The sequence below is a fragment of the Neobacillus sp. NPDC097160 genome (assembly GCF_044762155.1).
In the GTDB taxonomy this organism is placed as follows: Bacteria; Bacillota; Bacilli; order Bacillales; family Cytobacillaceae; genus Neobacillus.
Genome location: NZ_JBIWDU010000003.1, coordinates 99,044 through 125,910, shown reverse-complemented (window position 1 = coordinate 125,910; position 26,867 = coordinate 99,044). Strand labels below are relative to the sequence as shown.

Genomic DNA, 26,867 nt, shown 5'->3' with positions numbered 1-26,867 from the left:
TAAAGTCCAATTAGCAAACATCGCATTTTTCAATAAATGCCGCAGTGTTTTCATTTGAAATGATTTCCTTATCTGTATACATTTCCCTCAATGCCTTCACCATTTTTTTCCCTATGCCTTGAAAACGGTGGGATGGGTTAACCGAAATATGCTGGATCACTAAGGCATTTGCACCATTTTGATAAAGGACGCCAATTAGCCCAATAATATCTTCTTCTTTCCACAGAAAAAGCTGCCAATCCTCTTCAGTCTCATATTCCTTTATGGTTTGCTGGAGCTTCTTTAAGTCCTTTTCAGTTGGCATAAAGGATAATAAACCCATGGCAATTTTTTCGAATGTCTTCTTATAACGAATTAACATTTTGATCCCTCATTATTTTAAATAAACCGATGTAATCCCTGGTTTAACAATAGTATATTTTTACCAAATAAATAATTACTAAACATTTATTCATTATATGTAGTTGAATTTATTATGTTTCACTTATCCCAATCATACATAAATAAAAGACAATCATCAAATATAAATATTACTATCGATTAGGTGCAATAAAAATCCAGTAGATTATTCCCCAAATAACAGAAATGCCAATAAGGATACTAAATAAAACCCAATTTCTTTTCATGGAAAATTTTCCTCCAAAACTGTTCCTTCCTGACCACCATTCTACACTAAATCACAAAAATAATCTATTTTCTCTTACAAATGATGCATATTCTCATGAAAGTTACCAAAACTATGAAACTTCCGGATCCATTTTTTCGTTTATATTAAGGATTTCGGTTATATTATTAATAGGGCTTTTAACAAAATTTAAATGTTTTCCCACTTCAAGGAGGCAAACAATGAAAAAAACAATGATTCTTCTTCTGTTAACTTTCGTACTTATCAATCCCATCCGCGGCTTTGCTGACATGGCTGAGGGGGATATGATTGTCACATTGGGTGAAAATTTAACGGAAGAACAAAAAAATAATCTATTAGAAGAAATGGGCGCGTCGAAAGATGTTCAGACTGTGACCGTTTCGAATCAGGAAGAACATCAATACTTAGGAAAATACGTATCCAAATCTTTTATAGGTACAAAGGCCATCTCATCGTCAGCTATCACGATTGCACCAAAGGGTTCAGGGATAACGGTAAAAACAAAGAATATCAATTGGGTTACCGATGAAATGTATGTCAATGCCTTGATTACAGCTGGTGTCAAAGATGCAAATATCTATATTACTGCCCCGATTGCAGTATCCGGAACCGCTGCCTTAACAGGTATTATTAAAGCGTATGAAATCTCTGCTGATAAAACCATTCCGGAAGAAGTAAAACAGGCTGCGAATCAAGAGATGGTGGAAACAGCCAAACTGGGAGACTCCATTGGCGAAAAGAATGCCGCGGCATTAATTGCAAAAGTAAAAGAAGAGATTGCCAAAAACAAGCCGAAAGATGATGAGGAATTACGGAACATTATTGATCAGGCAGCAAAAGATTTAAATGTTACGCTTACCGGTGCAGAAATGCAAAGGCTGATTGACTTTTTTAATAAGCTCAAGGATTTAAACATTGACTGGAACCAGGTGAGCGATCAGCTTAATAAAGCAAAAGACCGGATTTCAAACTTCCTTCAATCTGAAAAAGGGCAAGGATTTTTGGATAAAGTAAAGCAATTTTTTATTTGGCTGATTGACGCTATTAAATCAATTTTTTCATAGGAAAAGCGCAAGCGCCCTGGTCAGCGGCGTATGGCCTGGAGCGATCCAACTGAGATAAAGGAAACACGAAGAGCCGGAGGCGCATTCGTGCTTGACTTATCGTAGGGCGGAGAGCGAAGGACACTAGCCGCTAGGGTGCTGGAGCTAGACAATTCTCAAAGTTGAATTTTATTAATTCATAATTAAGTTGAAAAGCTGTCGCCCTGGCGACAGCTTTTTTCTATTTAATGGGCAAATCAAGTCTTACTAAATCTTCATACGATTCTCTTTTTACAACAAGGGTTGCTTTCCCGTTTTCAACAAAAACGACGGCTGGACGTGGAATCCGGTTATAGTTGTTAGACATAGAATAACCGTAGGCACCCGTGCAAAATACTGCAAGAATATCCTCCTCCCCAGCCTCCGGAAGCGGCAAGTCCCAAATTAACATATCACCGGATTCACAGCATTTCCCGGCAATTGAGACGGTTTCATTTGCTTTGGCTAATGGTTTATTAGCAAGCACTGCTTCATATTTTGCCTGGTAAAGTGCAGGACGTATATTATCACTCATCCCGCCATCAACGGCTAGATATTTTCTAACGCCTGGAACTTCTTTGGATGATCCCACATGGTAAAGGGTAATACCAGCATCACCCACCAGTGAGCGTCCAGGCTCAATCCAAATTTCCGGCATGGATAATGAGTGCTGTTTAACTAAATTTTTTACCTCTGAAATAATCTCACTTACATATTGTGATGGTGGGATGGGCTCATCCTCTTTTGTATAGCGGATTCCAAAACCCCCGCCTAAGTTTAATACCTTTGCTTCAAAGGAAAGTTCATCTTTCCAGTGTTCCATCTTTTCAACAATTTTCTGTGCTGCCAGTAAAAAACCTGTTGTTTCAAAAATTTGTGATCCAATATGGCAATGAAGTCCGAGAACATCAAAATTTTCAAACTGAATCGCCGTTTTTAACGCCTCTTCCGCCTGACCATTTTGAAGATCAAAACCAAATTTAGAATCCTCCTGCCCAGTTAAGATGTAGTCGTGGGTATGTGCCTCGATTCCAGGGGTAACCCTTAATAGGATACTGATCTTTGCATTCTTCTCATGGCAAATGGTCTTTAATAGCTCCATTTCTGAAAAATTATCAACCACAATACAACCAATTCTTTGGTCCAAAGCCATTTCTAATTCTTCTCGGCTTTTATTATTTCCATGAAAATGAATTCTTTCTACCGGAAATCCAGCTACAATTGCAGTATACAATTCACCGCCCGATACGACATCGAGTGATAATCCTTCTTCCTCCGCTAACTGAATCATAGCAACTGTCGAAAATGCTTTACTGGCATAAGCGACTTGAGCCTTAACATTTAAATCTTCAAATGTTTGTTTAAAGCCCCTTGCCCTTTCTCTTATTAATGCAACATCATATACATAGAGTGGAGTGCCAAATTGCTGTGCTAACTCAACAGCATCGACCCCGCCTATTTCTAAATTCCCGTTTTTATTAACACCTGTTGAACCGTAAAAATACATTCTATTCCCTCTCTCCTGCACCACTCACTATAGTTTATGTAGAATATTATAATAAATAAATAGACAGAATCTCCATAAGATACTGCCTATTTTTAATCTTTTATTCCTTTATTTAATTAAAATTACTTTAGCATAACTGTAAAAAAACCGCAATTATTTCTCGTTTGCCTTAGGCGGCTGCCGAAAACGATTTCGCGGGTGGACAATACTTGGTCTAAGCAGTGATCCAGGGATCGCCCTGCGGAAGACAATTTGTATAAATCCTTTTGGTTCAAAAGGAAGAAATGGCCAGAAGTATGGTGTATTAAGTGCGCGCATCTTAACTACAAATAAAAACATGATGGTACTGCCAATGATAAAGCCGGGCGTATGAAAAATAGCTACTAATATCATTAGTGCCATTCTGGCCATTTTATTTGCCACACCTAATTCATAGCTTGGAGTCGTAAAACTACCAATCCCTGCCACAGCAACATAAAGGATCACCTCTGGAACAAACAGACCAACGTCAATCGCAATTTGGCCAATTAATACCGCTGCAATTAAGCCCATTGCCGTTGATAATGGTGTAGGGGTATGTATGGCTGCCATCCTTAAAAATTCTATTCCAAAATCAGCTAAAATTAATTGAACGACCACTGGAATATTGGTTTGTTCATTCGGTCCAATGAAGGAAACCTTTTCAGGTAAAAGAGACGGCTCCAATACGAACAGTAACCATAAGGGAAGCAACACAATCGATGCTAAGACGCCTAAAAACCGCGTCCAACGCACAAAAGTCCCCATTGCCGGTGATTCCCTAAATTCTTCAGCATGCTGTACATGATGAAAAAAGGTTGTCGGTGTAATAATTACACTTGGAGAGGTGTCACAAAAAATAATGACATGGCCTTCTAAAATATGAGCTGCTGCTACATCCGCTCTCTCTGTATATCTAACTAATGGGAAGGGGTTCCAGCCCTGTTTCACGATAAATTCCTCAATCGTTTTATCTGCCATCGGAATACCATCAACATCGATTGCATCTAATTCATTTCGTAGAATATTTAATAAATCAGGGTCTGCCACATCTTCTAAATACCCTAACGCTACATCCGTTTTCGAACGTTTACCTACCTTATGCATTTCAAAGCGCAGCCGTTCGTCACGGATCCTCCTTCTAGTTAATCCCGTATTGAGAATAATATTTTCAACAAATCCGTCACGTGACCCTCTAACTACTTTTTCTGTATCAGGCTCTTGTGGAGACCTGCCCGGATAGCTCCTTACGTCAATGACAAGGGCTGTACTTTCACCTTCCATCACAACCGCAATTAATCCAGACAACACCTGATCGACAACTTTATCGAGTGTTTTTACTTGTTCAACTGATTGGTTAACAAGCCGATTATCAATTATTTTAAACAAGTCCGTTGATACTTTTTCATGATCATTGATTTCTACTAGTTCTTCAATTAACTGTATAATATAAAGAGTATCGCATAACCCATTTACATAATAGATATGGACATCTTTTTTTAGAATTTTTAACTTCCTGACTCCAAAATCAAAGCTTACCCCTAGTCCCACCCGCTGTTTCATATAATTTTCAATTTCATGCACTGATTCCGGGATTGGCCATTTTTGCTCGTTACTTCTCGCCATGAAAGCCACTCCTTTCAAGAATTAATTCCACTGCTTTTTTCGTGATTGGTGAACCAAGTTTGTATGAATCATGTCTTGCCATTTTGCCAATATCGCCAACACCTACAATAATTGGTACATTCAATTCATCAAGACAATAAACGGTATCTCCATTTATTCTCCCGATTTCTAGTTCTGGTATACCATATTTGTCTACTCCATATGGTGTTAACTCTCCATCACGATCGATGCTTACATCGACCCTTGACCATTCCTCATGCCTAGATTTTGCTGCAACTGCAATGACACCTAGAACTTCTATATCTTTATGTAATGCAACATATTTCAATGCGGTCTCACCCGCACCTTCCCCCACTATGCCACTATCATCAAACATCACTAATACAGGATCATGAGGAGCTTTTTTTATTAACTTAACGATTTCTGGACCTGATAATGTAGAAGGATTTCCATGAGAACTGGAAATACAACGTCCACCAATCTCGCGGGCAACATGTGCAACAGCTCTTTTTGCATATTCATCACCGTCAGTAACTAAAATGACCCGCCTCCGAATACTCATACTTTGATGTCCCTTCATTAGAAAAGAGTAAAATATCTTAAGAAGCTGATTACTTGAAAAACTAAAAGTTTGCGTTAAAGGATGCTTCGCTTCGAAAGCTTATTGTGGTGGAACTTGATAATTTTCAAGGTATTTAATGATGAACAAAATAAAGCCATTGAAAAATGGCACCAAATATTTTCCCAAATACAATTGCCATTATTAAAATGATAATCTGCCCATCCAAGCGAATCCGTTTCACAAGAATCGGCAGGACATTTAGAACCTCTGTAAGAGCTGCAGCTAACATTCCGAAAAATATTCCACCTGTTATTCCTAATGGAATCAAAAAATAGGATGATATATGTAATTCAGGATCCCTAAGACTCGCTATTACCCCAGTCAGCGCACCAAATACAACTGCCCATTCATACTGGTGAATCATTTTCATTGTTTTGCTTAGCTGTGTCAGTCTGGGAATCACTCCAAGAACGGTAAGGAATGCCACAAAACCAGAACCTACGGCCAATCCACTTGATAATCCTACAAATAGAACTGCCAAAATTTTAATCGTCGTCATTAAGTCGTTTCATACTTTCTTTGTTTTCATGGATAATGACATAATTATCTAAATCCAGCTGATAATTAAACATCTCTACTTCAAGTGGACTGGGTTCTTCATTAATCCGCTTCTTAAATACATGATTAAAAAATAGAATCATTCCTAGACCCAAACCAATGGAATAGGGAATTTGAAATAATAATGGCTTTGCATCTATCTCTCCAGTTATGATGGTATAAATTTTTTCATGGACACTTTTCATACTGACATCATCATGAAAATTCATAATCGCCATGGCTGAACCAAAAAATAACAGAAACCATATTAAGAGAAAAAAAGGAATCGAAACTCCATTCTTTTTAAAGGTTACTTCTATAATGGTTTGTGCAGGACCAATGGTTTGAACCTCACAATCATCAAAAGTATCTGTAATCAAATTGATGACTTTCATCACATCAAGGACGACTATATTCCTATCTGTTGGAGTTAATTGATGAACCATCATTTTTTTAATATTCGAGAGAACAGCTTCTGGGGCAATGATCTGGGCAACATCCTTAAGCAAAATTTTTTCTTCCGGCTCTGCTTGAACACGGTTCCGCATGCGGATGTAGATTGTCTGTTCCAAAACATTCACTCCCCACAAAATGATTTCCTCGTATAAGTAGTATGGATAACTAGCTATTTTTTCATGTATGAAAAAGAAAAAACCATATGGATTAGAGATCCATACGGTCTTTCATTTGCTGTAATATCTTTTTTTCTAGTCTTGATACTTGAACCTGCGAAATCCCCAACCTAAGGGCAACTTCTGACTGGGTTTGATCCTTATAATATCTTAAATAAACGATAAGTCTTTCCCGTTCATCCAATTCCCTGATGGCTTCTTTTAAAGCAATTTTATCAAACCATTTTCCTTCATTACCGTCATCAATTTGATCAAGTAATGTGATCGGATCCCCATCGTTTTCATAAACAGTTTCATGAATGGATGACGGTGTCCTGCTTGCTTCTTGAGCAAGGATTACATCCTCCGGGGAAAGGTCCAAATGTGCTGAAATTTCATTAACTGTCGGGATTCTTCCTAGGTTCTTCGATAATTCATCCTTTGCTTTTCGGATTTTGTTCCCTATTTCTTTCAGTGACCGGCTTACCTTCACAGTTCCATCATCGCGAATAAATCGCTGGATTTCACCAATGATCATTGGTACCGCATAGGTGGAGAACTTTACATCATAGGAAAGGTCAAACTTATCAACTGATTTTAATAATCCAATGCAGCCAATTTGGAATAAGTCATCGGGGTCATAGCCCCTATTAAGAAACCGTTGGACAACAGACCAGACGAGACGCATGTTTTTTTCAACGATTAAATCCCTAGCATCTTGGTCCCCTTCTTGGCTCTTTTTAATGAGCTCTTTCACTTCATGATCCTTTAAATACGTGTGACTTTTATCGTTCTTGACCTCCACATCCATCAGCAAGTCTCCTTAATTGCAAAGCATTTTGCTAGAATTTAAATGCTTTCGTAATCTAACCTCGGTTCCTCGACCTGGCTGTGAATGAACCTCTACCTCATCCATGAAATTTTCCATGATAGTAAAACCCATACCGGATCGTTCTAGATCCGGCTTCGTTGTAAATAATGGTTGACGAGCTTCCTCCACATCTACAATTCCTAATCCAATATCCTTTATGGTCATATCAATCAGACTGTCCTCAATGGTAACCTGAATATACACAATTCCAGTTGGATCATTTTCATAACCATGAATAATGGCATTTGTCACGGCTTCTGAAACGACTGTTTTAATTTCTGTCAGTTCATCCATTGTTGGATCAAGCTGGGCAATAAAAGCTGCAACGGTTACGCGTGCAAACGACTCATTTTGACTTAAAGCACTGAATTGAAGATTCATTTCATTCTTCACTCAGGCCACCCCCAATCTTTGCAATGCAAATTCCTCAGTCGGTTCCATTTTGATAATTTTAAATAAACCAGACATATCGAATAATCTTTGTATTGCAGGGGAAATTGCACAAACGACCATTTCACCGTGCACCTGTTTGATTTGTTTATATCTTCCTAAAATAACCCCTAAACCTGAGCTATCCATAAAGGAAAGTCCTTCCAAATTTAAGACAATATGACGAATATCGTTTTTTTCGATAACTGCTGTCGCCTGCTCGCGAAGTTCATCCGCAGTATGGTGATCTAATTCACCGCTTAAGCGAATACATAAAACATCATTTTTTGTTTCCATATCAATGTTAAGACTCACTATCCCCGGCCTCCTTAATCTGGTATAGTGAGTCAATTCGCTTCACAAACGGCAATATCCTTCTATAAATACAAAACTAGTCGTAATTCGCTAAAATTAGTACAATGTTTAGTAAATTCGACAAAGGTGTTACGCTGCTAAACGGGCGCTTACACTTTTTTTATTTCCCGGCTTTTGTAAACATCCCAAAGGAACGTTTATAAAGTGTCCACCATCCTGCTTGCTTTACATCTTGGCCCGCAACTATAGGGCTTTCCAGAATGACTTTTTCTCCCTTAATGAGCTTGATTGTCCCTACCTGATCCCCCTTCGTAATTGGGGCATTTAGATTTTTTTGCAGAACAATCTTTTGTTTAACATCCTCTGTCTTTTCACCTTTCTTTGTTAATAAAGAAAGTGGTTCGCTTGTTACCGCCTTAACAGACTTTTCCTGCCCTTTACTTATTTTGGCTTGACCAATTGTTTGATTTCGCTTAAACATTGGATGTGTTTGATATTGGGCAAAGGCATAATCAAGCATTTTTGTTACTTGCGCATTTCTTTCCTTTGAGGTTGGGGCACCAAAAACGACAGCAATCACGCGCATACCATCTTTTTGGGCTGTTGCCGTTAAGCAATATTTTGCTTCCGCAGTAAAACCAGTTTTAAGTCCATCTACACCTGGGTAAAAACGGACTAATTTATTGGTATTAACAAGCCAGAATTTTTTATCTGTATTTTCACGAAGGTAGGCCTCATACATACCTGTAAATTTTGTAATGTCTTCATATTTTAGGAGCTCTTTTGCCATAATAGCCATGTCTGCCGCTGAGCTGAAATGTCCACTTACAGGAAGTCCTGTTGTATTTTTAAAGAACGTATGCTTTAATCCCAGTTTTTTTGCCTTATCGTTCATCATATCAACAAACGCTTCTTCAGAGCCTGCAATTTTTTCTGCCATTGCTACAGATGCGTCATTTCCAGAACCAATCGCGATTCCTCTTAACATTTCCTTAGTTGTCATTTCTTCGCCCGGCTCAAGAAATATTTGTGAACCGCCCATGGATGCTGCATATTCGCTTGCACGGATTTTTTCATCCCATGTCAGTTTTCCTTGATCCAGTGCTTCCATAATTAAAAGCATTGTCATGATTTTGGTCATACTGGCAGGCGGCAGTTCTTCATTACTATTTTTCTCGTAGAGAACTGTCCCAGTATCTCGTTCAATTAAAATAGCGGATTTAACATTGCTGACGATATCAGTCGTCTTTTTCTCTTCAGCAGCAAAAGCAGATGGACTCCATAAACTTGTAAGTAAAAAAGATGTCACTATGAAAGAGACAAATCGTTTCATTCGCATAACCCTCCATTCTTTATAGCCTCCATTTTTTCCAAAATAAATTACTTTATACAATTATTTCCTCCGCCCACAAAAAAATTAGGGTGTCAGGCATCATGTGAATTTTTCACATGGTGCCTGACACCCTTTTTCATTTTTTTACTATGTTTACTGTGTTATTTCTTCGTGAACAAGAATTGGTGCTTCTACTTTGCTTGTTGAGATCTTGATATTTTCGTAAAGCTTTTGTTTTACTTCTTCTACATTTTCAAAGTTGCTGTAGATTGTAACTAATGATTCGCCTTCTTTTACTTGATCTCCGATTTTCTTTCTTAATACAAGGCCTACAGCAAGGTCAATAACAGATTCTTTCGTTGCTCTTCCGGCTCCTAATAGCATTGCTGCAGTTCCGACCTCATCAGCAATAATTTCAGCAACATAGCCATTTTCCTTTGCTTCAAGCTCATAGATATATTTTGCTTGCGGCATTTTTGAAGGATCATCAACAATCGAGGCATCTCCGCCCTGAGAACTTAAAAATACTTTTAATTTATCAAGGGCAGACCCATCTTTGATCACATTTTCAAGCATAGTGCGTGCCTCTTCTAATGTGCCGGCCTTTTCGGCTAAGTACACCATGTGACTTCCTAGCGTTAGACAAAGGTCTGTTAAATCCTCAGGTCCTTCCCCTTTTAGGGTATCTATTGCTTCCTTCACTTCAAGAGCATTTCCAATCGCAAAACCTAGCGGTTGACTCATATCAGAAATCACTGCCATTGTTCTTCTACCAACATTATTACCGATACGAACCATTGCCTTCGCTAGTTCCCGTGAGTCGTCTAGTGTTTTCATAAAAGCACCAGCACCTGTTTTTACATCAAGAACAATAGCATCCGCACCAGCAGCAATCTTTTTACTCATAATTGAGCTTGCAATAAGTGGAATACTATCAACTGTGGCAGTGACATCTCTAAGTGCATAAAGCTTTTTATCTGCAGGTGTTAAATTACCACTTTGCCCAATTACTGCAATTTTGTTTTTATTTACTAGGTCAATAAATTCATTATTTTCGATTTCTACATGGAAGCCTTCAACAGCTTCTAATTTATCAATAGTCCCGCCCGTATGCCCTAAACCACGGCCGGACATTTTGGCAATTGGGACACCAAGTGCCGCAACAAGTGGTCCAAGCACAAGTGTAGTGGTATCACCTACTCCGCCAGTTGAATGTTTGTCAACTTTAATCCCTTCGATTTGCGACAAATCAATTTGATCTCCAGATTCAACCATTGCCATCGTTAAATCGGCTCTTTCCCTTTCGGTCATCCCTTTAAAATAAATGGCCATTGTTAAGGCACTTACCTGATAATCTGGTATCGAACCGTCAGTGTAACCATTAATAATAAATTTAATTTCATCTGTTGCAAGTTCCTGCCCATCTCTTTTTTTCTCAATTAGGTCAACCATTCTCATTTTTATCACCACTTCGTATAATTTTAGTCAATTTATTTTGCGATATTCTTTACAATTTCTTTTACATAAGAAAGGAAATCAGCTTTTACTTTTTCAGTCGTTTCAATTACCTCATCATGGGTTAACGGCTGATCAAGAATTCCTGCCGCCATATTGGAAATACAAGAAATTCCTAGAACCTTCATCCCACTGTGGCGAGCGACAATTACCTCAGGAACGGTGGACATTCCAACCGCATCACCGCCAATAGTACGTACCATTCGTATTTCTGCAGGTGTTTCATAAACAGGTCCTGGATTTCCGAAATAAACTCCTTCTTTAACATGGATGTTTAATCGGGTTGCAATTTCTTTTGCCATGGCGCGTAATTCCTTAGAATATGCCTCAGACATATCCGGAAAGCGGACACCTAAATGAGAATCATTCGGTCCAATTAACGGATTTGTTCCCATATTATTAATATGGTCTGTAATAATCATTAAATCTCCAGGTGTGAAACTTTCATTTACGCCGCCAGCGGCATTGGTGACGATTAACATTTCAACACCCAGTTCTTTCATTACACGAACCGGGAACGTCACCTTGTCCATGCTGTACCCCTCATAGAAATGAAAACGGCCCTGCATTGCGGCAACTTCTACGCCATTTAGCAATCCAAATACGAGTTGACCGGCATGACCTTCTACTGTAGAAACAGGAAAATCAGGAATTTCATTATAAGGTATTTTTACCGGATTTGTGATTTCATCCGCTAAAACACCTAAGCCAGAACCCAATATAAGACCAATCCTTGGCGCATTTGGATATTTTTCTTTTAAAAAACTAGCAGCTTTTTGGATATTTTCAAAATTCATTCTCATTTCCCCTCCTTATTTCAATTCATTTAAAAAGCTTTTACCATACTTCGGCATTTTTACCTTAAAGTTTTCAGCAACGGTAGCTCCAAGGTCTGCAAAGGTTTCCCGTAACGGAAGTTCCTTTCCTTCTGACATGCTCTTTGAATATACAAGTAATGGTACATATTCACGTGTATGATCTGTGCCTGGGGCAACAGGGTCATTTCCGTGGTCTGCTGTAATCAGTAATAAATCATCGTCTTTCATTTTTGCAAATACCTCAGGCAGTCGGGCATCATATTCTTCCAATGCCTTTCCGTAGCCTTCCGGATCGCGGCGATGGCCGAATAATGCATCAAAATCAACTAGATTTACGAAGCTAATTCCTGTGAAATCCATGTCAAAGGTCTCGACAAGCTTATCCATACCATCCATGTTTGAAACCGTTCTTAGCGACTTTGTCACTCCCTCGCCATCATAAATATCAGAAATTTTCCCGATGGCAATGACCTCGAAGCCGGAGTCTTTTAATTCGCTCATTACCGTACGGTCAAATGGTTTTAAAGCATAATCATGGCGGTTAGACGTACGTTTAAAATTCCCTGGTTCACCTAAGAATGGGCGGGCAATGACGCGGCCAACCATGTACTTTTCATCAAGTGTTAATTCACGGGCAATTTTACAAATTTTATAAAGCTCTTCGAGTGGGACAATTTCTTCGTGGGCAGCGATTTGAAGTACGGAATCTGCCGATGTATAAACAATCAATGCCCCTGTTTTCATATGCTCTTCGCCCAGCTCGACTAGAATTTCTGTACCACTCGCAGGTTTATTGCCAATAATTTTTCGACCGGTACGTTGTTCCAATTCAGAAACAAGTTCATCAGGAAACCCATCAGGGAATACACGGAAAGGTGTTTGGATATTTAAACCCATAATTTCCCAGTGCCCTGTCATCGTATCTTTCCCATTAGAAGCTTCCATCATTTTTGTATAGAACGCTAATGGCTTTTCGGCTTTTTCGACTCCTTTAATTTCCCGAATATTGCTTAAACCTAACTTCGCCATGTTTGGCATGTTTAGGCCATTCATTTTCTCTGCAATATGTCCATAGGTATCTGCACCTTTGTCACCAAATTTATCTGCATCAGGTGCTTCCCCTATCCCGACCGAATCCATTACGATAATAAAAATACGTTTATATGTATTTACAGCCATACGAAACTTCCTCCTTTTAACCTAGAAAACGTTTGCAAATAATATGTTGCCCTTAGAAAATTAGGATTATGAAATCCTAAAGTAAAAATATTCGTCAGAAGTCTGACATCTATATTGTACTAAATGTTTAAGAAATTACAAGAAAAAAGCCGCCAAAATTTTATGGCAGCTTTTTGACACTTTTCAAAACCTATCATTCTATTAAGCTCGGGGATGGAATTTACTATATACATCCTTTAACCTAGTTTTTGTAACGTTAGTATATATTTGCGTGGTTGAAATATCAGCATGTCCCAGCATTTCTTGAACCGCTCTTAAATCAGCACCATTTTCCAACAAATGTGTGGCAAAGGAATGTCTTAGTGTATGTGGGGTGAGCTCTTTGGCAATCCCAGCTTCGTTTGCCAGTTTTTTTAAAATTTTCCAAAACCCTTGTCGTGTTAGCCGACGCCCTTGATGGTTTAAAAACAATGCATCATCATGATGCTTTGCTGTAACAAAGTGGGGCCTGCCATGCTCTAAATAATGCTTGATTGCTTCCGATGCAGTCCTGCCGATTGGAATAATCCGCTCTTTATTGCCCTGACCAATACAGCGAACGAATCCCATCGTTAGGTGAATGTTTTCAGTATCAAGTCCAATTAGCTCACTAACACGGATACCTGTAGCATAGAGGAGCTCAAGCATAGCCTTGTCCCTTATACCGAAGTGGTCATGTGAATTTGGCGCATCTAAAAGAATCTCAACTTCTTGTAAACTTAATACTTTAGGAATCGCTCTTTCCAGCTTTGGCGGTTCAATGAGCACGGATGGGTCTCGGTCTGCTGCCTTTTCTCTTAACAAAAATTGATGAAAAGCTCGAACGGAGGCAATATGTCTTGCCACTGTTTTTGATGATTTCTCTTGATCCTTTAAAAAACTTAAAAAATGGATGATATGAATACGCTGGACATCATTTAAAGTTTGAATGGATTCTACATTTTTCAAATAATGAAGATAGCTTTTTAAATCACGTTCATATGACACAATTGTATTTTTTGCCAGCCCTTTTTCAACTGTCAAGTAGGTTTTAAAATCCTTCAAGTGCTCTTCCATTTGCGATTACTCCCCATTTAAATAAAACAACATCAGCCGATCTAACAAGGAAGAACTTTCTTCATTCACTGCGTTCGAAACCTTTAACGCAGCTCCTTCCGGTTCATCATAGCGATGATAATTTTGGTATTCTTCCGATACCCACATGATACCATAATAAAAGAGTATCGTGCACCCGGTGAATATGATAAAAACCTTTACGGTCTGCAGTGCTATTCTTATAAATGTAATCATTCTTCTTCCCCCAATTAACGATTATCTAGTTAAAGGTATGCCAAAATGTACAAGTTTTATACCTAGTAATCGGTAATGGATGGAATTTATTAGGTTCAAACGCCCACAACAATTATGGGATAGGAAAGAAAAAAGCCCTTTCATTGAAAAAGGACCTTTTGGTTTTTATTCAACTGTTTCTTCTTCGTTTCCTTTATCTTGGCAGCGGTAACAGATGCCATGAAATGTAAGTCGGTGGTCTTTTATTTTAAAATTCCATCTGCGCTCTACAACTGCTTCTACATCTTCAAGTAAATCTTCCTGAATTTCATCAACGGCACCACATTCAATACAAACAAGATGATGGTGAAAATGGGCCGCACCTTCTTGACGGAGATCATACCGAGAAACACCATCACCAAAATTTATTTTATCGACAACTTTTAATTCCGTTAGCAATTCCAACGTCCGATAAACAGTTGCTAAACCAATTTCAGGCGATTTTTCTTTTACGAGGAGGTACACATCTTCTGCACTTAAATGATCCTCTTCATTTTCTAGCAAAACCCGAACAGTTGCTTCACGCTGTGGTGTTAATTTATAACTCGCTGAATGCAGCTGTTTCTTAATTCTTTCAATTCTCGTTTCCATCCTGAAGGCCCTCCCTCGCCACTGTTATTCTCATTATAACAGATGACAAAAGAGATTCAAAATAAAATTATTATAAAGAAGAAATTATATATACTATCATTTAATAATTATTTTAAACTAGTTGAACTAATAATTGTTTTCATCAACCATGGCGATAAATAGGCTTCAATCCCTGATGCAGCGGAGATAAAAATCACTGCTGCTAGTAGGGCAAAAATGTATCTTTTGAAAAAAGGCATAATTGGTTGTGCATATTTTTTCATAAATTGCTTTTTTATCATTCGAAGTGAGAAGATTACTGATAATGCCGCCATCATAATAAACACCGGAATGATAATCAAGTTTTGCGGCAGAATCGAAACAAAGGCTAACATAAAACCTTTCCAGCCCATTTGGCTTACAAGAAAGCCAACTGTAAACCCAACAACCATTCCTTTTATAAATAGGAGAATGAGAATAACAGGCAGACCAATAATGGATATTCCCAGGATCCACATCAGACCAATAAACTTACTGTTGTGGAAAAAGCTTTGCAAAAATAAATCGTTGTCTTCTGCCACCTTACCGTCAGAAACTTGGCCAAAAAATTGTGATAAATAATAGAATAAATCTTCCTTCTGCGTAATGCTCATGCTATTCACCACTATTGCTCCAAAGATTACCCCCATTAAAAATAAAACGACAATAAATAAAAAAATTGAGGAATGCTCACGGAAATAACTAGCGGCATCGGACTGGTACAATCGTTTTTTCATTTGCTTTTCCTCCTATTATTCTCAAGGTAAGTTATTACATTCTATGCCAGTCTAGTTATTCTATGACCAAATTTAATAGATTCCAAAAAAAAAGACCGATAGCTAATGCTACCGGGTATACATGTTTTATTGATCGGCGATTTTTCCGTATTTCCCACCGCCTCCGGCTGCTAAATTTACTTTTCCTTCCCTAGCCTTCATGATGAGGTCGGCGATTTTCGGGGGTACAACCTCGTTGAGTGCCTCGGAAGGGATTTCATGTAGAATGGCCATTTCACTGCCAAAATGATTGACAAGCTTTTCAAGTAACTTTGGCCCTAGTCCAGGTATGAATTCAAGCGGCACTTGATGAACATATGGCGGTCGGTCATCCCGGCCCTTTTCAGCCGTTTTCAGTTCAAGAATCCTGTCTGCGACCCCTTTAATAATCTTCTTGTTACCGCAAAGAGTACATATTTGGTCATCATCGGTTGCGGGATTAAGACATTCCGCACAAACTGTCTTGTGATATTTACCGAGATAGGGATCGAGTCCGTAGTTGGCAATAACTTTTCGACCATCTTCACCTTTTAATGCTTTGTGTAATTCTAAAAATGTTGGCTCCTTCATCGCAATGACCTGATATTCACGTGCAATTTTCGCAAGCGAGTGAGCGTCCGAATTGGTTACAAACGTATAGTTGTGTAACTCACCTATTTGATCCGCCATACTTGTATCTGAGCTTAAACCGAGTTCAATCCCATCAATCAACTCCGGGTCTAACACCTCAGTAAGTGAACGGTTAACTCCTTTTCCATATAAACTTTTAAACGGTGTAAACACATGGGCAGGAATAAAAATACCACCTAAATCTTTTACCTTTTTTTGCAAAATAAGTCCTGTAGCGTATATCCTTTGTGAACTCAATTGAATATTTTTTAAATGCCCCGACAGCCATGAGGAGAATTCTCGCATCACGGAAAGATTCGGAAAGTAACAGAGCAGGTGGATCGGGCCATTACATTGTTCATCGTAAATCTCCAATTCCGAACCAGGGATAACGGTCAAATCACCAAATACTAATCCACCGTCTGGATGTTCGACGATTTCTCCACTTTCGATCAGACTTTCCATTTCGAGGATCACTTCTGGTGAATGGCTGTCAATGATACCAACCATATTGAGTCCTTTTTCATGCCTCGCATGTTCAATGATATTGGTAAACGTCAGTGACTTGGCCCCGGTGATTTTGACCGGCTTGCCTGTCCATGTCCTTCCAATGTGAATATGTAAGTCTACATAGTAGCGATTCATTTATTTTTCAACGCCTCTTGTAATTGGAAGTATTGAACAGCAAAAATGGTTTTCGCATCATAAATCTTTTGTTCCTTTACATATTGCTCGGCCTCTTCAAGTGTTAATTCCTCAAGTTCAACAAACTCGTCTTCATCAAGATCTGCAGCATTTTCTTTTTTCGTAAGACCTTTTGCTAAATATACATGGACGATTTCATCGGCGAAACCTGGTGATGTATAAAAAGAAGTGAGTAATTCCAGGCTATCGCACTCATAGCCTGTCTCTTCCTCTAGTTCACGTCGGGCACAAAGGGCAGGCTCTTCATCTTTTTCCAGTTTTCCAGCAGGTATTTCCACTATTGTTCTTTCCAGCGCTTTACGGTATTGCTCAACCATAACGATTTTGTTGTCATCGGTAATGGCTAAAATAGCGACAGCCCCCGGATGCTTGATAATTTCCCGTTTTGCGTGTTTACCGTTTGGCAGCTCCACATCCTGTAAATGAAGACTGATTATTTTTCCTAAAAAAATCTCTTCGCTATGTAGCGTTTTTTCCTCAAGTTTGGTCATAACTGTCTCTCCTGTTCTTTCCAATTAGATCTCGTCATACATTTTACCATACTTTAATTGGAGGGGAATGGGATGAAGGTAGTGGTGCATGAAAAGGGCATCATCCTTGTCGGCAAAGGATGGGAGATCCTGCAAAAGCTTAAGGAGTATAACAAGGAATACGTTTCTGTGTCGGAGTGGATCAAAAATGTGACACAAAAATAAGACCTGTTATTTGTAGTCTGCCCTTTTCTTTTATAAAATTGTAAAAAAAGGGACGGGGTGATTTTTTTTGAAAAAAAGAAGATTAGGGAATTCAGATTTGCTTGTGACGGAATTAGGCCTGGGTTGTATGTCCATTGGCATGGAAGAAAAAACTGCCCGAAAAATAATAGAGGCTGCTCTTGAGGAAGGCATCAATTATTTTGATACGGCCGATTTATATGATTTTGGTAAAAATGAAAAGATAGTCGGGCTGGCGTTAAAGGGTGTCCGGGAACAGGTCATTATTGCGACAAAGGTCGGAAATCGCTGGAACAAGGATCAGGCCGGCTGGTCATGGGATCCTTCCAAAGCATATATAAAGGAAGAAGTGAAAAATAGCTTAAAACGGCTTGGGACTGATTATATCGACCTTTATCAATTGCATGGAGGCACGATCGAAGACCCAATTGATGAAACGATTGAAGCGTTTGAAGAATTGAAAGCAGAAGGTTTTATTCGCTATTATGGGATTTCGTCGATTCGTCCAAACGTGATTAAGGAGTATGTTGCGAAGTCTAGCATCGTATCTGTGATGATGCAATATAGCATCCTGGACCGGAGGCCTGAGGAAGAGGCTTTACCGCTGCTTCATGAACATGGTATTAGTGTTGTGACACGCGGTCCGCTGGCGAAGGGGCTATTAAGCGATAAACTGTTAGACAAGGCTTCTGAGAAAGGATATTTTGATTACAATTATGAAGATCTGCGTATTGTTTTACCTCTATTAAAAGAAAAAGTGGCAGCAACCCGTTCGTTTACGGAAGTGGCCCTTCAGTATAATTTGGCTAACCCTGCCGTGGCCTCAGTTATTGCTGGCGCCAGCAGTCCGGAACAGATAAAGAGCAATGCCGAGGCAGTTCGGAGCCAGCCGCTATCGGATGGAGAAATTGCTGTAATTAAGGAATTAACTAAGGCAAGTAAATATAAAGAGCATCGATAAAAAGGGGAGCCTGCCGCTCTCCTTTTTATTTGAATTCTTGCCAGTTCATTCCGCTCTCATTTAAAAGTTCTTCAAACGATTTGTTTTTTTCCTTTAATCTGCGTTCTTCTCGCTTTCTTTGCTCTTCCGCTTCTTTTTTACTCTCTTCCTCAGCCTTCAGTTGATCCTGCTGCTCTTTTAATTGTTTCATTAAGTTTGGATCAATTAAATCTTTAAGCGTTACCGCTGAATCATCTTTTTTTGGTTTAGATTGATTTTGTTGTCTCTTTTGTTTTTTCATTCTAAACGCCTCCATTATCAAAATCTCGCTTTTATTATACCATTTCACTTAATCCACTTTATATAAAAAAGCAGACTGTCTTAGTCCAGCCTGCCTTTACTATTAGAAAGCTTCTAATTTTACTTCTTCATCAACATGCATTGCCGCTTCTGTCGACGCGACAACTTCCTCAACCGTGAATCCACTTGCCACTTCCACAAGCCTTAATCCGGAATCGGTAACATCCATGACCGCACGCTCAGTGATAATCCGGTTGACTACCCCTTTTCCCGTTAATGGCAGGGTGCATTGTTTTAAGATTTTTGATTCGCCTATTTTATTTACATGCTCCATTATGACTATGATTTTCCGGGCGCCATGGACAAGGTCCATCGCACCTCCCATCCCTTTAATCATCTTTCCCGGGATCATCCAGTTTGCCAAGTCACCGGTTTCAGATACCTCCATACCGCCAAGAATCGCTAGGTTGACATGTCCGCCGCGAATCATCGCAAACGATTCAGCACTGTCAAAATAAGCCGCACCATTTATTGCTGTTACTGTTTCTTTACCGGCATTAATTAAATCCGGATCAACCTCTTCCTTCTCAGGATAGGGTCCAATACCAAGAAGCCCATTTTCCGATTGCAGGACAACCTGCTTATTTTCCGTTATATAGTTGGCAACGAGGGTTGGCATACCGATGCCTAGGTTTACATAAAAGCCGGTTTCAATTTCTTTTTCTGCTCTAATCGCAATTCTTTCTCTGACTGAGGCCTTATCATTTGCCATTGATTTTACTCCCTTCCCTCACTCTATTTTTTTACCGTTAATCGCTCAATTCGTTTTTCCTGCGTTCCTTCGATAATTGATTGAACATAGATGCTTGGGGTATGAATAAAATTAGCATCTAGTTCGCCGATTTCATATAGTGTTTCCACTTCGGCAATCGTCACTTTTCCTGCTGCGGCAATCATTGGATTGAAGTTCCGCGCTGTTTTGTGATATACGAGATTTCCCATTTTGTCGCCTTTCCATGCCCTTACCAAACTAAAATCAGCCGTCAACGCCTCTTCTAAAAGATATTCTCGTCCGTTAAAGATCTTCGTTTCTTTTCCTTCGGCAATTGGTGTTCCCACTCCAGCCGGTGTATAAAATGCCGGAATACCGGCCCCGCCTGCCCGGATTTTTTCAGCTAATGTGCCTTGCGGCGTCAATTCTACTTCAAGTTCCCCTGTTAAAACCTGTCTCTCAAACTCTTTGTTTTCACCCACATAGGAGCCTATCATTTTTTTAATTTGTTTATTATTTAAGAGCAGCCCTAATCCCCATTCATCGATCCCGCAGTTATTCGAAATGACCGTTAAATCCTTCACGCCTTTTTCTGCTAATGCTAGAATCAGGTTTTCCGGTATTCCGCACAAACCAAATCCACCAACCATCAATGTAGCCCCATCTTGAATATCGGCAACTGCATCCTGGAAGGATGTACAAATTTTCTTCATTTCCGCTCTCTCCCTCAAATTAAGGTTTTTACGCTAGCTCAATAATCGTTGCGACCCCTTGACCCCCGCCAATACAAAGGGTAGCCAATCCTGTGTGCGCATTCCTTCTTTTCATTTCGTGAATTAAAGTAACAAGGATTCTCGCACCGCTTGCCCCGATTGGATGTCCGAGTGCGATTGCACCGCCATTTACGTTTAAGATTTCTTTATTAAAATGAAGCTCCCGGTCAACGGCTAAAGATTGTGCCGCAAAGGCTTCATTTGCTTCAATTAAGTTTAGATCTTCGATTGAAACAGACGCCTTTTCCAGTGCCTTTCTCACTGCCGGTACCGGTCCGATTCCCATAATGCTTGGGTCTACCCCGGCACTGGCGTTTGCTTTGATCGTAACTAATGGCTTCAGCCCTAGTTCATCAGCCTTTTCCTTGCTCATCACAACGACAGCCGCTGCCCCATCATTAATTCCGGAAGCATTTCCTGCTGTTACACTGCCATCCTTTTTAAAAGCAGGACGTAAACCGGCCAATTTTTCCGCCGTTGTTCCTTTTTTCGGGTATTCGTCTGTTTCGAAGATAATTGGTTCTCCTTTGCGCTGCGGGATGACAACCGGAACGATTTCATCTTTGAATTTTCCAGTTTCAATCGCCTTAACTGCCTTCTCCTGACTCCATGCCGAAAATTCATCCTGTTCTTCTCTCGTAATGGAATATTTTTCTGCCAAATTTTCAGCAGTTATCCCCATATGATAATCATTAAAGACGCATGTTAGCCCGTCTGATGTTAACGTGTCGACTAATTTTTGGTCGCCCATTTTAAAACCGTCGCGAGCATTTTTTAACAGATATGGTGCCTGGCTCATATTTTCCATCCCGCCAGCCACAACGATTTCAGCATCTCCTGCCAAAATAGCTTGTGTAGCGAGGTGCACAGCCTTTAACCCCGAACCGCAAACCTTATTAATCGTCATTGAGGAAACGCTTTCAGGAATCCCCGCTTTTATAGCAGCCTGTCTTGCCGGGTTTTGTCCTAATCCGGCTTGGAGGACATTTCCCATGATTACTTCATCGACCTGATCCAGCTTTATCCCTGCCTGCTCAAGTGCCCCCTTAATCACTGTCGCTCCTAATTCTGGTGCGGATACATTTTTTAGCCTGCCATTAAAATTTCCAAGTGCAGTCCGAACCGCACTGACAATGACTACTTCTGTTTGACCCATTACATTCTCTCCCCTTCAACCAGTTTTCTGTTATTACTTCTAGTAAAAACATAGAAAATCCTCTTATTTTGTCAAAATTTCTATAATTCTTGATTTTTTGAAATTAATACCACTACAATGAAAGTATGAACATTAGAGGGGGATCATGATGTTTTCTTTACCTAAAAAAGTGACGATTATCGAGGTTGGCCCGCGTGATGGGCTGCAAAATGAGAAGTTATTCGTACCGACTGAGATAAAAAAACAATTTATCGCGGGTTTAAGGAATGCCGGATTGAAGGAAATGGAACTGACTTCATTCGTTTCACCGAAATGGGTGCCGCAAATGGGAGATGCTGCGGAGATTGTAGCTGACTGCCTTGACGGGGATGCAAAAGACATTGTTTTAGCCCCAAACCGTAAAGGGATTGAACGGGTCTATTCCACAAATTGTAAATCCGTGGCCGTTTTTGTCGGTGTCAGTAACAGCTTTAATTTAAAAAATATTAACAAGACAACAGTAGACAGTATGGCAGAGCTGAATCCAATTATCCACGAACTAAAACAAAAGAAGTATTTTGTCCGTGCTTGCATTTCGACAGCGTTTTATTGTCCTTATGAGGGAAAAATTGATGAAAGTGATACATTAGCACTTTGCCGCGAATTTGCCGAAGCGGGTGTTGATGAATTAAGCGTGGCCGATACGATTGGGATGGCGGCACCGAATGAAGCCTTTTCATTGTTTTCAAAATTAAAAAAGGAATTCAAAGGGACACTTCTAACAGCGCATTTTCATGACACACGCAAGCTTGGCCTTGCGAATATTCTGGCCACACTTCAAGCCGGAGTTGATCGCTTTGATACATCAGCAGGCGGGCTTGGCGGCTGTCCGTTTGCGCCTGGTGCCAGTGGTAATACAGCGACAGAGGATGTTGTTTACATGCTTGAACGGATGGGAATTGACACAGGTGTAGACCTTAATAGGCTGATGGATGCGATTGAAGTTGTTCGCCCACATCTATCAAGGCAGATTGAAACCGGCTATTATCGGCTTCATGCCCAAACTGTCTAGAATGTTTTTATCATGAATAATCAGTCTTCGAGTAATCCATCTTATTAAATGAGACTAGCTTGAAGGGAGATTATGTTCATGAGCCAAAAGCGTGATAAGGGAAACAGCCAAAGCGGGAAAAACTATGCCGACACAGCAGGTGGAGGCAAGAGGATGATTGCCGCTGAAGAACTAGAAAAAGCTTTACACCCAACGAAACGACAAAATGCGGAGCAGTAAATGATCCCATGCACCCGAAGCCGCTCTTTGGTGTCAGCGGCTTTTTTTTGTTAAAATAAAAATTGTTGATTTATGGGAAATTTTCATATGATATCTAAATTACTTCAGGAGGTGCCCGTTTTTGAAGAAGGCATTTCGAGCTCTGTTTATTTTGTTATTTTTCTGGTTTTCGCTTGCTTTGTATTTTACAAATCGTGTCATGTATATGAAAAAGAAAGACGAGGAATTGATTTTAAAGCGGGAAAAAGAAGCTGGAAGGTATAATCCCGATGAGTTTGAGTCACTTCCGAAGCGGGAGGTAGATATTCCTTCCCCATTCGGATACATGATTAAAGCGGTTTTAGTTGAACCACACGAGACCAACCGCTATATCATTATTTCTCATGGTGTGACGGAAACGAAAATTAATTCAATTAAATATGCGAACCTTTTCCTAGAGCGCGGGTTTAATACCTTAATTTACGATCATCGCCGCCATGGGGAATCCGGCGGAAAAACAACCAGCTTCGGTCACTATGAAAAATTCGATTTAAAGACGGTTGTTGACTGGCTCAAAAACGAAAGGGGACCTGATCTTGAACTAGGGATTCACGGCGAATCAATGGGTGCTGCTACGATGCTTTTATATGCGGGACTCCTTGAGGACGGCGCAGATTTCTATATCGCGGATTGCCCATTCTCTGATTTTAAGGAACAGCTTGCTTATTTGATTAAAAAAGACTTCAAGCTCATCCCTGGTCTTTTACTTCCGATTGGGGATGCCCTTTTACGCCTGCGGGACAAATATTCGATCCGAAATGTCTCTCCCATTTCGGTCATTGAAAATATTAAACATCCAGTCCTATTTATCCATAGCCGGAAAGATGATTTTATTTTGCCTTCGATGTCAAAGGATTTATTTGAACAAAAAAAGGGCCCAAAAATGCTGTATATTGCTGAAAATGGCCGGCATGCCCAGTCCTTCAATGAAAACCGGGTCGATTATGAACGGGTGATTGATGAATTTTTACAAAAATATGTTGACCATGCTTTACCAAGCTAAAAACAGACTGTCCATTGGGATCAGTCTGTTTTTTCTTTGATTATGAGGCTCATATGTCCATTTAATATTTGCTGCGGACTTTTTAATTGAAAGCAATTTGTGCTTTCGGAAAAATCTATTTTCATTTGCTCATCGAAGAATACTATTTTTGATTTTTCTAGATAAACCGTTCTCTCATTTGTTTCAATTGCGATTTCATCTTCATCTATTTCCGGAACAAACCACAAGGCTACTACTCCGTTTACCGCACAGCCACAGCCGTCTGTATCATATTTTAGTTTTAGGTAACCTTCATGACCTTTTGTTCGCTCAGTTATTTTTTTAGCTGCAGCTTCTGTAATGATTATTTCCACGTTTAAAGCACCCCTCTTCTAGCATATAATGATTGTATCACATGTTTTAGGGGCTGCTTATTTTTTTGCTCGTAATCTTTTGTTTGCATTTTCCTGTTATACCAGTTAATCTCAAAGTTAAAAGGGGGGCTCTTTATGTCAAAAGTTCAAATCAAAGTAAATGATAATGGTTCACTTAGAATTACCGGTGATGTAGAATTGCTCGATGGCCAAGGCAATGTGTATACAACAAAACCATCCTTTTCTCTTTGCCGCTGCGGTTTGTCTAAAAATAAACCGTTTTGCGATGGCTCGCATAAAGGGAACCTTGAATCCCAAGTTCGGGTTCCAAAAGAAGATTAAGTGTTTAAGAGTGCGGCTTTCCTTAGGGAGCCGCTCTTTTTTATAAATTGGTCATCCTGATGTCGGCGATTGTATCAATCGGAATCCGGTGCACTTCTTCAAAACGGTCTACAATATGAATCCTTTGCGTTAGTTCATCCCAGTAATGAATTTTTCCAATCACGATCTCATAATTCCGATTCCGATAATGAGTAATCGTAACAAACTGATCAAATTCAATTGCTTCGGATAAGGTGTCATTCATAAGCTCAAGCTGCTGCTCATCCATTTCTCTTTTCTGTTCGTACCCATCTTCTTTTACCCAATCCCTGAGCAGTTTCACGTGCTCAGGAAGCATCATCGACGTCCATTTGATTCTTCCACGGTCACGAATCATACGTCTCGCCTTCTTTCATCACATTTTATGTCCGCCAACGAGTGTTGCCCGGTGCTTCGCAGTTCCTGCAGCTGTATAAGAAACAGCGCGGAGCAAGGAACCTGAACCGAAGCGCTTGCGAACAGAATCTACTACATAGCCAAGCTCCCTCCTCTTATAGGCACCCATGTCAAAAAGATCGAGTTGAAGCTCGTAGTCGTCGATAATATTACTAATAGCAATCGAAATTTGCCGTACCGTTTTACCAGTATAATGTTCATGAAACAATTCAAGGCAGACACGGTAAAGCTCCATCGTCACATTCGTTGGCTGTTGGATGGTTCTGGAGCGATGAAAACCGCCGCCAAACTCATCTTGACTGTAGCCAACTCCGAGACTGATTGTTCTCCCCGCTTTTCGATGTGTCCTCGCTCTTCGGGCGACTTCCTCACACATTTCTAAAATAACCGCCTTAATTTCCTCCTCCTTTTTGTAATCCCTTAACAGAATTTGACTTTTTCCAAAGCTGATCTGCCCTTGGATAATTGGTGCCCCCAAATCGGAAAGATCCACTCCCCAGGCATGGTAATAAAGCTGGTTCCCCATAATGCCGAATTTCTTTTCCAGCTTTTCTAAATCATAACGAGCCAGCTGACCGACCGTGAAAATGCCCATGCCATTTAAGGTTTTTTCCACGCGCCTGCCAATTCCCCACATTTCCCGAAGCGGCGATACGTTCCACAGCTTTGTCTCGACATCTTCAAATGTCCACTCCGCCACTCCCTTTTTCTTGGCATCAAGATCAAGGCAAAGCTTTGCAAGTAACATATTAGGGCCAATTCCGACGGCACACGGCAGCTGAAATTCGCGTTCAATATCATCTCTTATTTTTTGGGCAATGGTATGAGCATCCCCCCACAAATGAAGTGCACCATCCACTTTAATAAAGCTCTCATCGACGCTATAGACATGAATGGCTTCTTTTGGCACATAGCGGTTAAACACACGGGAAATTTCTGTTGCAATCCGCAAATACGTGGCCATTTTCGGCTCCTCTATTTGAATACGCGGATCTTTTGGAATCTCAAACAGCCGTGAGCCTGTTTTGATGCCAAATTCCTTTTTTAGCCGCGGTGAAGCAGCAAGCACGACACTTCCCTGCCGCTCTTTGTTTCCGGCTACCGCTAAATAGCAATTCAAAGGGTCGAGCCCGAGTATGACAGCGGCACAGCTCGCATAAAAGCTTTTCATGTCCACGCATAAAATTTTATTTTTCGGTAATGCGCTGTAATCGACCATGACTTTTCCCCCATAGTTAAATTATCGAACATTAGTTCCTTATTATCATATTCATATTTTAAGCGAATATGCGTTCGTATTCAATGGAATTTTTTCACAGGCTTTCGATTACAAAAAGCAGTATAATGGTGGAGAGGTGTGTGTCGATGGAGAAAAAACTTGTGGTCAAAATGATTAAGAACTGTTTTAAACAGTATTATGAGGGGGATTCCGTGCCGATTGGTGACAGTGATTTAGAAGTGTTGACTGGGCGGATTTTTCAATTAAAAGAAGAGGATCCAACTGCAGATCTATATGAGGTTGTCAATGATGTCGTATATGAGTTTTTGGCAGACTAACTGTTGATTATAGAGGAAATCATGGGACAGTAATCGAA

The 26,867-nt window shown here is 39.9% G+C and carries 34 protein-coding genes; 8 read left to right on the top strand and 26 right to left on the bottom strand.

Going from position 1 to position 26,867, the window contains the following annotated elements; genetic code table 11:
• Positions 1-10 precede the first annotated feature (10 nt).
• A complete protein-coding gene (locus ACIQXV_RS04930) occupies positions 11-361 on the bottom strand; it encodes a GNAT family N-acetyltransferase (RefSeq protein ID WP_402956584.1) in 351 nt (116 codons plus the stop codon).
• A gap of 485 nt (positions 362-846) precedes the next feature.
• Between ACIQXV_RS04930 and ACIQXV_RS04925 the strand changes: the two genes are divergently transcribed.
• On the top strand, positions 847-1,710 hold the full coding sequence (locus ACIQXV_RS04925) for a DUF1002 domain-containing protein (RefSeq protein WP_402956582.1): 864 nt from the start codon (positions 847-849) through the stop codon (positions 1,708-1,710).
• A gap of 220 nt (positions 1,711-1,930) precedes the next feature.
• On the opposite strand, the gene lysA is transcribed toward ACIQXV_RS04925, so the two are convergent.
• The 18 genes from lysA to ACIQXV_RS04835 form a co-directional block, all read right to left on the bottom strand.
• Positions 1,931-3,235, bottom strand: coding sequence for a diaminopimelate decarboxylase (gene lysA, locus ACIQXV_RS04920; protein ID WP_402956580.1), 1,305 nt, complete (start codon positions 3,233-3,235; stop codon positions 1,931-1,933).
• A gap of 153 nt (positions 3,236-3,388) precedes the next feature.
• On the bottom strand, positions 3,389-4,879 hold the full coding sequence (locus ACIQXV_RS04915; RefSeq protein WP_402956578.1) for a spore germination protein: 1,491 nt from the start codon (positions 4,877-4,879) through the stop codon (positions 3,389-3,391).
• Complete coding sequence (gene spoVAEA / locus ACIQXV_RS04910; protein ID WP_402956576.1) at positions 4,866-5,441, bottom strand: stage V sporulation protein SpoVABEA; 576 nt, start codon at positions 5,439-5,441, stop codon at positions 4,866-4,868. The genes ACIQXV_RS04915 and spoVAEA overlap by 14 nt, the downstream gene beginning before the upstream one ends.
• Before the next feature lie 133 nt (positions 5,442-5,574).
• Positions 5,575-6,000, bottom strand: coding sequence for a stage V sporulation protein AB (locus tag ACIQXV_RS04905; RefSeq protein ID WP_402956574.1), 426 nt, complete (start codon positions 5,998-6,000; stop codon positions 5,575-5,577).
• Positions 5,987-6,610 carry a stage V sporulation protein AA gene (locus ACIQXV_RS04900; protein ID WP_402956572.1) on the bottom strand — a complete coding sequence of 208 codons (624 nt, stop codon included), beginning with the start codon at positions 6,608-6,610 and terminating at the stop codon, positions 5,987-5,989. The genes ACIQXV_RS04905 and ACIQXV_RS04900 overlap by 14 nt, the downstream gene beginning before the upstream one ends.
• A gap of 91 nt (positions 6,611-6,701) precedes the next feature.
• Positions 6,702-7,460: an RNA polymerase sporulation sigma factor SigF gene (gene sigF / locus ACIQXV_RS04895; protein ID WP_402956570.1), complete on the bottom strand. Its 759-nt coding sequence runs from the start codon at positions 7,458-7,460 to the stop codon at positions 6,702-6,704.
• Between the two features lie 12 nt (positions 7,461-7,472).
• Positions 7,473-7,913, bottom strand: coding sequence for an anti-sigma F factor (gene spoIIAB / locus ACIQXV_RS04890; RefSeq protein WP_402956568.1), 441 nt, complete (start codon positions 7,911-7,913; stop codon positions 7,473-7,475).
• Positions 7,914-8,264, bottom strand: coding sequence for an anti-sigma F factor antagonist (gene spoIIAA / locus ACIQXV_RS04885; protein ID WP_402956566.1), 351 nt, complete (start codon positions 8,262-8,264; stop codon positions 7,914-7,916).
• Positions 8,265-8,424: 160 nt separating this feature from the next.
• Entirely contained in the window at positions 8,425-9,597 is a 1,173-nt protein-coding gene (locus ACIQXV_RS04880) for a D-alanyl-D-alanine carboxypeptidase family protein (protein WP_402956564.1), read from the bottom strand.
• A 153-nt stretch (positions 9,598-9,750) separates the two neighbouring features.
• A complete protein-coding gene (locus tag ACIQXV_RS04875) occupies positions 9,751-11,055 on the bottom strand; it encodes a pyrimidine-nucleoside phosphorylase (RefSeq protein WP_402956562.1) in 1,305 nt (434 codons plus the stop codon).
• 32 nt (positions 11,056-11,087) lie between these two features.
• Complete coding sequence (locus ACIQXV_RS04870) at positions 11,088-11,909, bottom strand: purine-nucleoside phosphorylase (protein ID WP_402956560.1); 822 nt, start codon at positions 11,907-11,909, stop codon at positions 11,088-11,090.
• Positions 11,910-11,924: 15 nt separating this feature from the next.
• Complete coding sequence (gene deoB, locus ACIQXV_RS04865) at positions 11,925-13,109, bottom strand: phosphopentomutase (RefSeq protein WP_402956558.1); 1,185 nt, start codon at positions 13,107-13,109, stop codon at positions 11,925-11,927.
• 201 nt (positions 13,110-13,310) lie between these two features.
• A complete protein-coding gene (gene xerD / locus ACIQXV_RS04860; protein WP_402956556.1) occupies positions 13,311-14,204 on the bottom strand; it encodes a site-specific tyrosine recombinase XerD in 894 nt (297 codons plus the stop codon).
• A gap of 6 nt (positions 14,205-14,210) precedes the next feature.
• Positions 14,211-14,438: a YqzK family protein gene (locus ACIQXV_RS04855; RefSeq protein WP_402956554.1), complete on the bottom strand. Its 228-nt coding sequence runs from the start codon at positions 14,436-14,438 to the stop codon at positions 14,211-14,213.
• A 165-nt stretch (positions 14,439-14,603) separates the two neighbouring features.
• A complete protein-coding gene (fur, locus tag ACIQXV_RS04850; protein WP_402956552.1) occupies positions 14,604-15,068 on the bottom strand; it encodes a ferric iron uptake transcriptional regulator in 465 nt (154 codons plus the stop codon).
• A 107-nt stretch (positions 15,069-15,175) separates the two neighbouring features.
• On the bottom strand, positions 15,176-15,823 hold the full coding sequence (spoIIM, locus tag ACIQXV_RS04845) for a stage II sporulation protein M (protein ID WP_402956550.1): 648 nt from the start codon (positions 15,821-15,823) through the stop codon (positions 15,176-15,178).
• A gap of 126 nt (positions 15,824-15,949) precedes the next feature.
• Positions 15,950-17,116, bottom strand: coding sequence for an endonuclease Q family protein (locus ACIQXV_RS04840; protein ID WP_402956548.1), 1,167 nt, complete (start codon positions 17,114-17,116; stop codon positions 15,950-15,952).
• Positions 17,113-17,667, bottom strand: coding sequence for an NUDIX hydrolase (locus ACIQXV_RS04835; protein WP_402956546.1), 555 nt, complete (start codon positions 17,665-17,667; stop codon positions 17,113-17,115). The genes ACIQXV_RS04840 and ACIQXV_RS04835 overlap by 4 nt, the downstream gene beginning before the upstream one ends.
• Before the next feature lie 72 nt (positions 17,668-17,739).
• Between ACIQXV_RS04835 and mciZ the strand changes: the two genes are divergently transcribed.
• Both mciZ and ACIQXV_RS04825 read left to right on the top strand, forming a co-directional pair.
• On the top strand, positions 17,740-17,871 hold the full coding sequence (gene mciZ / locus ACIQXV_RS04830; protein ID WP_402956544.1) for a Z-ring formation inhibitor MciZ: 132 nt from the start codon (positions 17,740-17,742) through the stop codon (positions 17,869-17,871).
• A gap of 67 nt (positions 17,872-17,938) precedes the next feature.
• On the top strand, positions 17,939-18,850 hold the full coding sequence (locus ACIQXV_RS04825) for an aldo/keto reductase (RefSeq protein WP_402956542.1): 912 nt from the start codon (positions 17,939-17,941) through the stop codon (positions 18,848-18,850).
• A gap of 25 nt (positions 18,851-18,875) precedes the next feature.
• Here ACIQXV_RS04825 and ACIQXV_RS04820 read toward each other — a convergent pair whose 3' ends face one another.
• The 4 genes from ACIQXV_RS04820 to ACIQXV_RS04805 all read right to left on the bottom strand — a co-directional run bounded on the left by ACIQXV_RS04820 (position 18,876) and on the right by ACIQXV_RS04805 (position 21,830).
• Positions 18,876-19,130, bottom strand: a complete 255-nt coding sequence (locus tag ACIQXV_RS04820) for a YqkE family protein (RefSeq protein ID WP_402956540.1) — start codon at positions 19,128-19,130, stop codon at positions 18,876-18,878.
• 102 nt (positions 19,131-19,232) lie between these two features.
• Positions 19,233-19,901, bottom strand: a complete 669-nt coding sequence (locus tag ACIQXV_RS04815; RefSeq protein WP_402956538.1) for a 3-oxoacid CoA-transferase subunit B — start codon at positions 19,899-19,901, stop codon at positions 19,233-19,235.
• 23 nt (positions 19,902-19,924) lie between these two features.
• On the bottom strand, positions 19,925-20,614 hold the full coding sequence (locus tag ACIQXV_RS04810) for a CoA transferase subunit A (protein ID WP_402956536.1): 690 nt from the start codon (positions 20,612-20,614) through the stop codon (positions 19,925-19,927).
• 28 nt (positions 20,615-20,642) lie between these two features.
• A complete protein-coding gene (locus ACIQXV_RS04805; protein WP_402956534.1) occupies positions 20,643-21,830 on the bottom strand; it encodes an acetyl-CoA C-acetyltransferase in 1,188 nt (395 codons plus the stop codon).
• Positions 21,831-21,978: 148 nt separating this feature from the next.
• Between ACIQXV_RS04805 and ACIQXV_RS04800 the strand changes: the two genes are divergently transcribed.
• From ACIQXV_RS04800 to ACIQXV_RS04790, 3 genes are all read left to right on the top strand, one after another.
• Positions 21,979-22,881 (top strand): hydroxymethylglutaryl-CoA lyase, encoded by a 903-nt coding sequence (locus ACIQXV_RS04800; protein ID WP_402957130.1) that lies wholly within the window; start codon positions 21,979-21,981, stop codon positions 22,879-22,881.
• 78 nt (positions 22,882-22,959) lie between these two features.
• Positions 22,960-23,100 (top strand): hypothetical protein, encoded by a 141-nt coding sequence (locus tag ACIQXV_RS04795; protein ID WP_402956532.1) that lies wholly within the window; start codon positions 22,960-22,962, stop codon positions 23,098-23,100.
• Positions 23,101-23,221: 121 nt separating this feature from the next.
• Positions 23,222-24,142 carry an alpha/beta hydrolase gene (locus ACIQXV_RS04790; protein WP_402956530.1) on the top strand — a complete coding sequence of 307 codons (921 nt, stop codon included), beginning with the start codon at positions 23,222-23,224 and terminating at the stop codon, positions 24,140-24,142.
• 20 nt (positions 24,143-24,162) lie between these two features.
• Here the strand turns inward: ACIQXV_RS04790 and ACIQXV_RS04785 are convergent, their stop codons facing one another.
• Positions 24,163-24,495, bottom strand: coding sequence for an iron-sulfur cluster biosynthesis family protein (locus ACIQXV_RS04785; protein WP_402956528.1), 333 nt, complete (start codon positions 24,493-24,495; stop codon positions 24,163-24,165).
• 135 nt (positions 24,496-24,630) lie between these two features.
• On the opposite strand from ACIQXV_RS04785, the gene ACIQXV_RS04780 reads away from it, so the two are divergent.
• The gene (locus tag ACIQXV_RS04780; protein ID WP_402956526.1) at positions 24,631-24,837 is read left to right on the top strand and encodes a CDGSH iron-sulfur domain-containing protein; all 207 of its coding nucleotides are present in this window, start codon (positions 24,631-24,633) and stop codon (positions 24,835-24,837) included.
• A 40-nt stretch (positions 24,838-24,877) separates the two neighbouring features.
• Here ACIQXV_RS04780 and ACIQXV_RS04775 read toward each other — a convergent pair whose 3' ends face one another.
• Positions 24,878-25,213, bottom strand: a complete 336-nt coding sequence (locus ACIQXV_RS04775; RefSeq protein ID WP_402956524.1) for a YolD-like family protein — start codon at positions 25,211-25,213, stop codon at positions 24,878-24,880.
• A gap of 18 nt (positions 25,214-25,231) precedes the next feature.
• Complete coding sequence (locus ACIQXV_RS04770; protein ID WP_402956522.1) at positions 25,232-26,491, bottom strand: Y-family DNA polymerase; 1,260 nt, start codon at positions 26,489-26,491, stop codon at positions 25,232-25,234.
• 146 nt (positions 26,492-26,637) lie between these two features.
• On the opposite strand from ACIQXV_RS04770, the gene ACIQXV_RS04765 reads away from it, so the two are divergent.
• Complete coding sequence (locus ACIQXV_RS04765) at positions 26,638-26,829, top strand: YqzH family protein (RefSeq protein WP_402956520.1); 192 nt, start codon at positions 26,638-26,640, stop codon at positions 26,827-26,829.
• Positions 26,830-26,867 lie beyond the last annotated feature (38 nt).

Coding starts and splice junctions, on each gene's coding strand:
- ACIQXV_RS04930 (WP_402956584.1), bottom strand. CDS start 361: ATGTTAATTCGTTATAAGAAGACATTCGAAAAAATTGCCATGGGTTTA.
- ACIQXV_RS04925 (WP_402956582.1), top strand. CDS start 847: ATGAAAAAAACAATGATTCTTCTTCTGTTAACTTTCGTACTTATCAAT.
- lysA (WP_402956580.1), bottom strand. CDS start 3,235: ATGTATTTTTACGGTTCAACAGGTGTTAATAAAAACGGGAATTTAGAA.
- ACIQXV_RS04915 (WP_402956578.1), bottom strand. CDS start 4,879: ATGGCGAGAAGTAACGAGCAAAAATGGCCAATCCCGGAATCAGTGCAT.
- spoVAEA (WP_402956576.1), bottom strand. CDS start 5,441: ATGAGTATTCGGAGGCGGGTCATTTTAGTTACTGACGGTGATGAATAT.
- ACIQXV_RS04905 (WP_402956574.1), bottom strand. CDS start 6,000: ATGACGACGATTAAAATTTTGGCAGTTCTATTTGTAGGATTATCAAGT.
- sigF (WP_402956570.1), bottom strand. CDS start 7,460: ATGGATGTGGAGGTCAAGAACGATAAAAGTCACACGTATTTAAAGGAT.
- ACIQXV_RS04880 (WP_402956564.1), bottom strand. CDS start 9,597: ATGAAACGATTTGTCTCTTTCATAGTGACATCTTTTTTACTTACAAGT.
- ACIQXV_RS04875 (WP_402956562.1), bottom strand. CDS start 11,055: ATGAGAATGGTTGACCTAATTGAGAAAAAAAGAGATGGGCAGGAACTT.
- ACIQXV_RS04870 (WP_402956560.1), bottom strand. CDS start 11,909: ATGAATTTTGAAAATATCCAAAAAGCTGCTAGTTTTTTAAAAGAAAAA.
- deoB (WP_402956558.1), bottom strand. CDS start 13,109: ATGGCTGTAAATACATATAAACGTATTTTTATTATCGTAATGGATTCG.
- xerD (WP_402956556.1), bottom strand. CDS start 14,204: ATGGAAGAGCACTTGAAGGATTTTAAAACCTACTTGACAGTTGAAAAA.
- ACIQXV_RS04855 (WP_402956554.1), bottom strand. CDS start 14,438: ATGATTACATTTATAAGAATAGCACTGCAGACCGTAAAGGTTTTTATC.
- fur (WP_402956552.1), bottom strand. CDS start 15,068: ATGGAAACGAGAATTGAAAGAATTAAGAAACAGCTGCATTCAGCGAGT.
- spoIIM (WP_402956550.1), bottom strand. CDS start 15,823: ATGAAAAAACGATTGTACCAGTCCGATGCCGCTAGTTATTTCCGTGAG.
- ACIQXV_RS04840 (WP_402956548.1), bottom strand. CDS start 17,116: ATGAATCGCTACTATGTAGACTTACATATTCACATTGGAAGGACATGG.
- ACIQXV_RS04835 (WP_402956546.1), bottom strand. CDS start 17,667: ATGACCAAACTTGAGGAAAAAACGCTACATAGCGAAGAGATTTTTTTA.
- mciZ (WP_402956544.1), top strand. CDS start 17,740: ATGAAGGTAGTGGTGCATGAAAAGGGCATCATCCTTGTCGGCAAAGGA.
- ACIQXV_RS04820 (WP_402956540.1), bottom strand. CDS start 19,130: ATGAAAAAACAAAAGAGACAACAAAATCAATCTAAACCAAAAAAAGAT.
- ACIQXV_RS04815 (WP_402956538.1), bottom strand. CDS start 19,901: ATGGCAAATGATAAGGCCTCAGTCAGAGAAAGAATTGCGATTAGAGCA.
- ACIQXV_RS04810 (WP_402956536.1), bottom strand. CDS start 20,614: ATGAAGAAAATTTGTACATCCTTCCAGGATGCAGTTGCCGATATTCAA.
- ACIQXV_RS04805 (WP_402956534.1), bottom strand. CDS start 21,830: ATGGGTCAAACAGAAGTAGTCATTGTCAGTGCGGTTCGGACTGCACTT.
- ACIQXV_RS04800 (WP_402957130.1), top strand. CDS start 21,979: ATGTTTTCTTTACCTAAAAAAGTGACGATTATCGAGGTTGGCCCGCGT.
- ACIQXV_RS04795 (WP_402956532.1), top strand. CDS start 22,960: ATGAGCCAAAAGCGTGATAAGGGAAACAGCCAAAGCGGGAAAAACTAT.
- ACIQXV_RS04780 (WP_402956526.1), top strand. CDS start 24,631: ATGTCAAAAGTTCAAATCAAAGTAAATGATAATGGTTCACTTAGAATT.
- ACIQXV_RS04775 (WP_402956524.1), bottom strand. CDS start 25,213: ATGATTCGTGACCGTGGAAGAATCAAATGGACGTCGATGATGCTTCCT.
- ACIQXV_RS04770 (WP_402956522.1), bottom strand. CDS start 26,491: ATGGTCGATTACAGCGCATTACCGAAAAATAAAATTTTATGCGTGGAC.
- ACIQXV_RS04765 (WP_402956520.1), top strand. CDS start 26,638: ATGGAGAAAAAACTTGTGGTCAAAATGATTAAGAACTGTTTTAAACAG.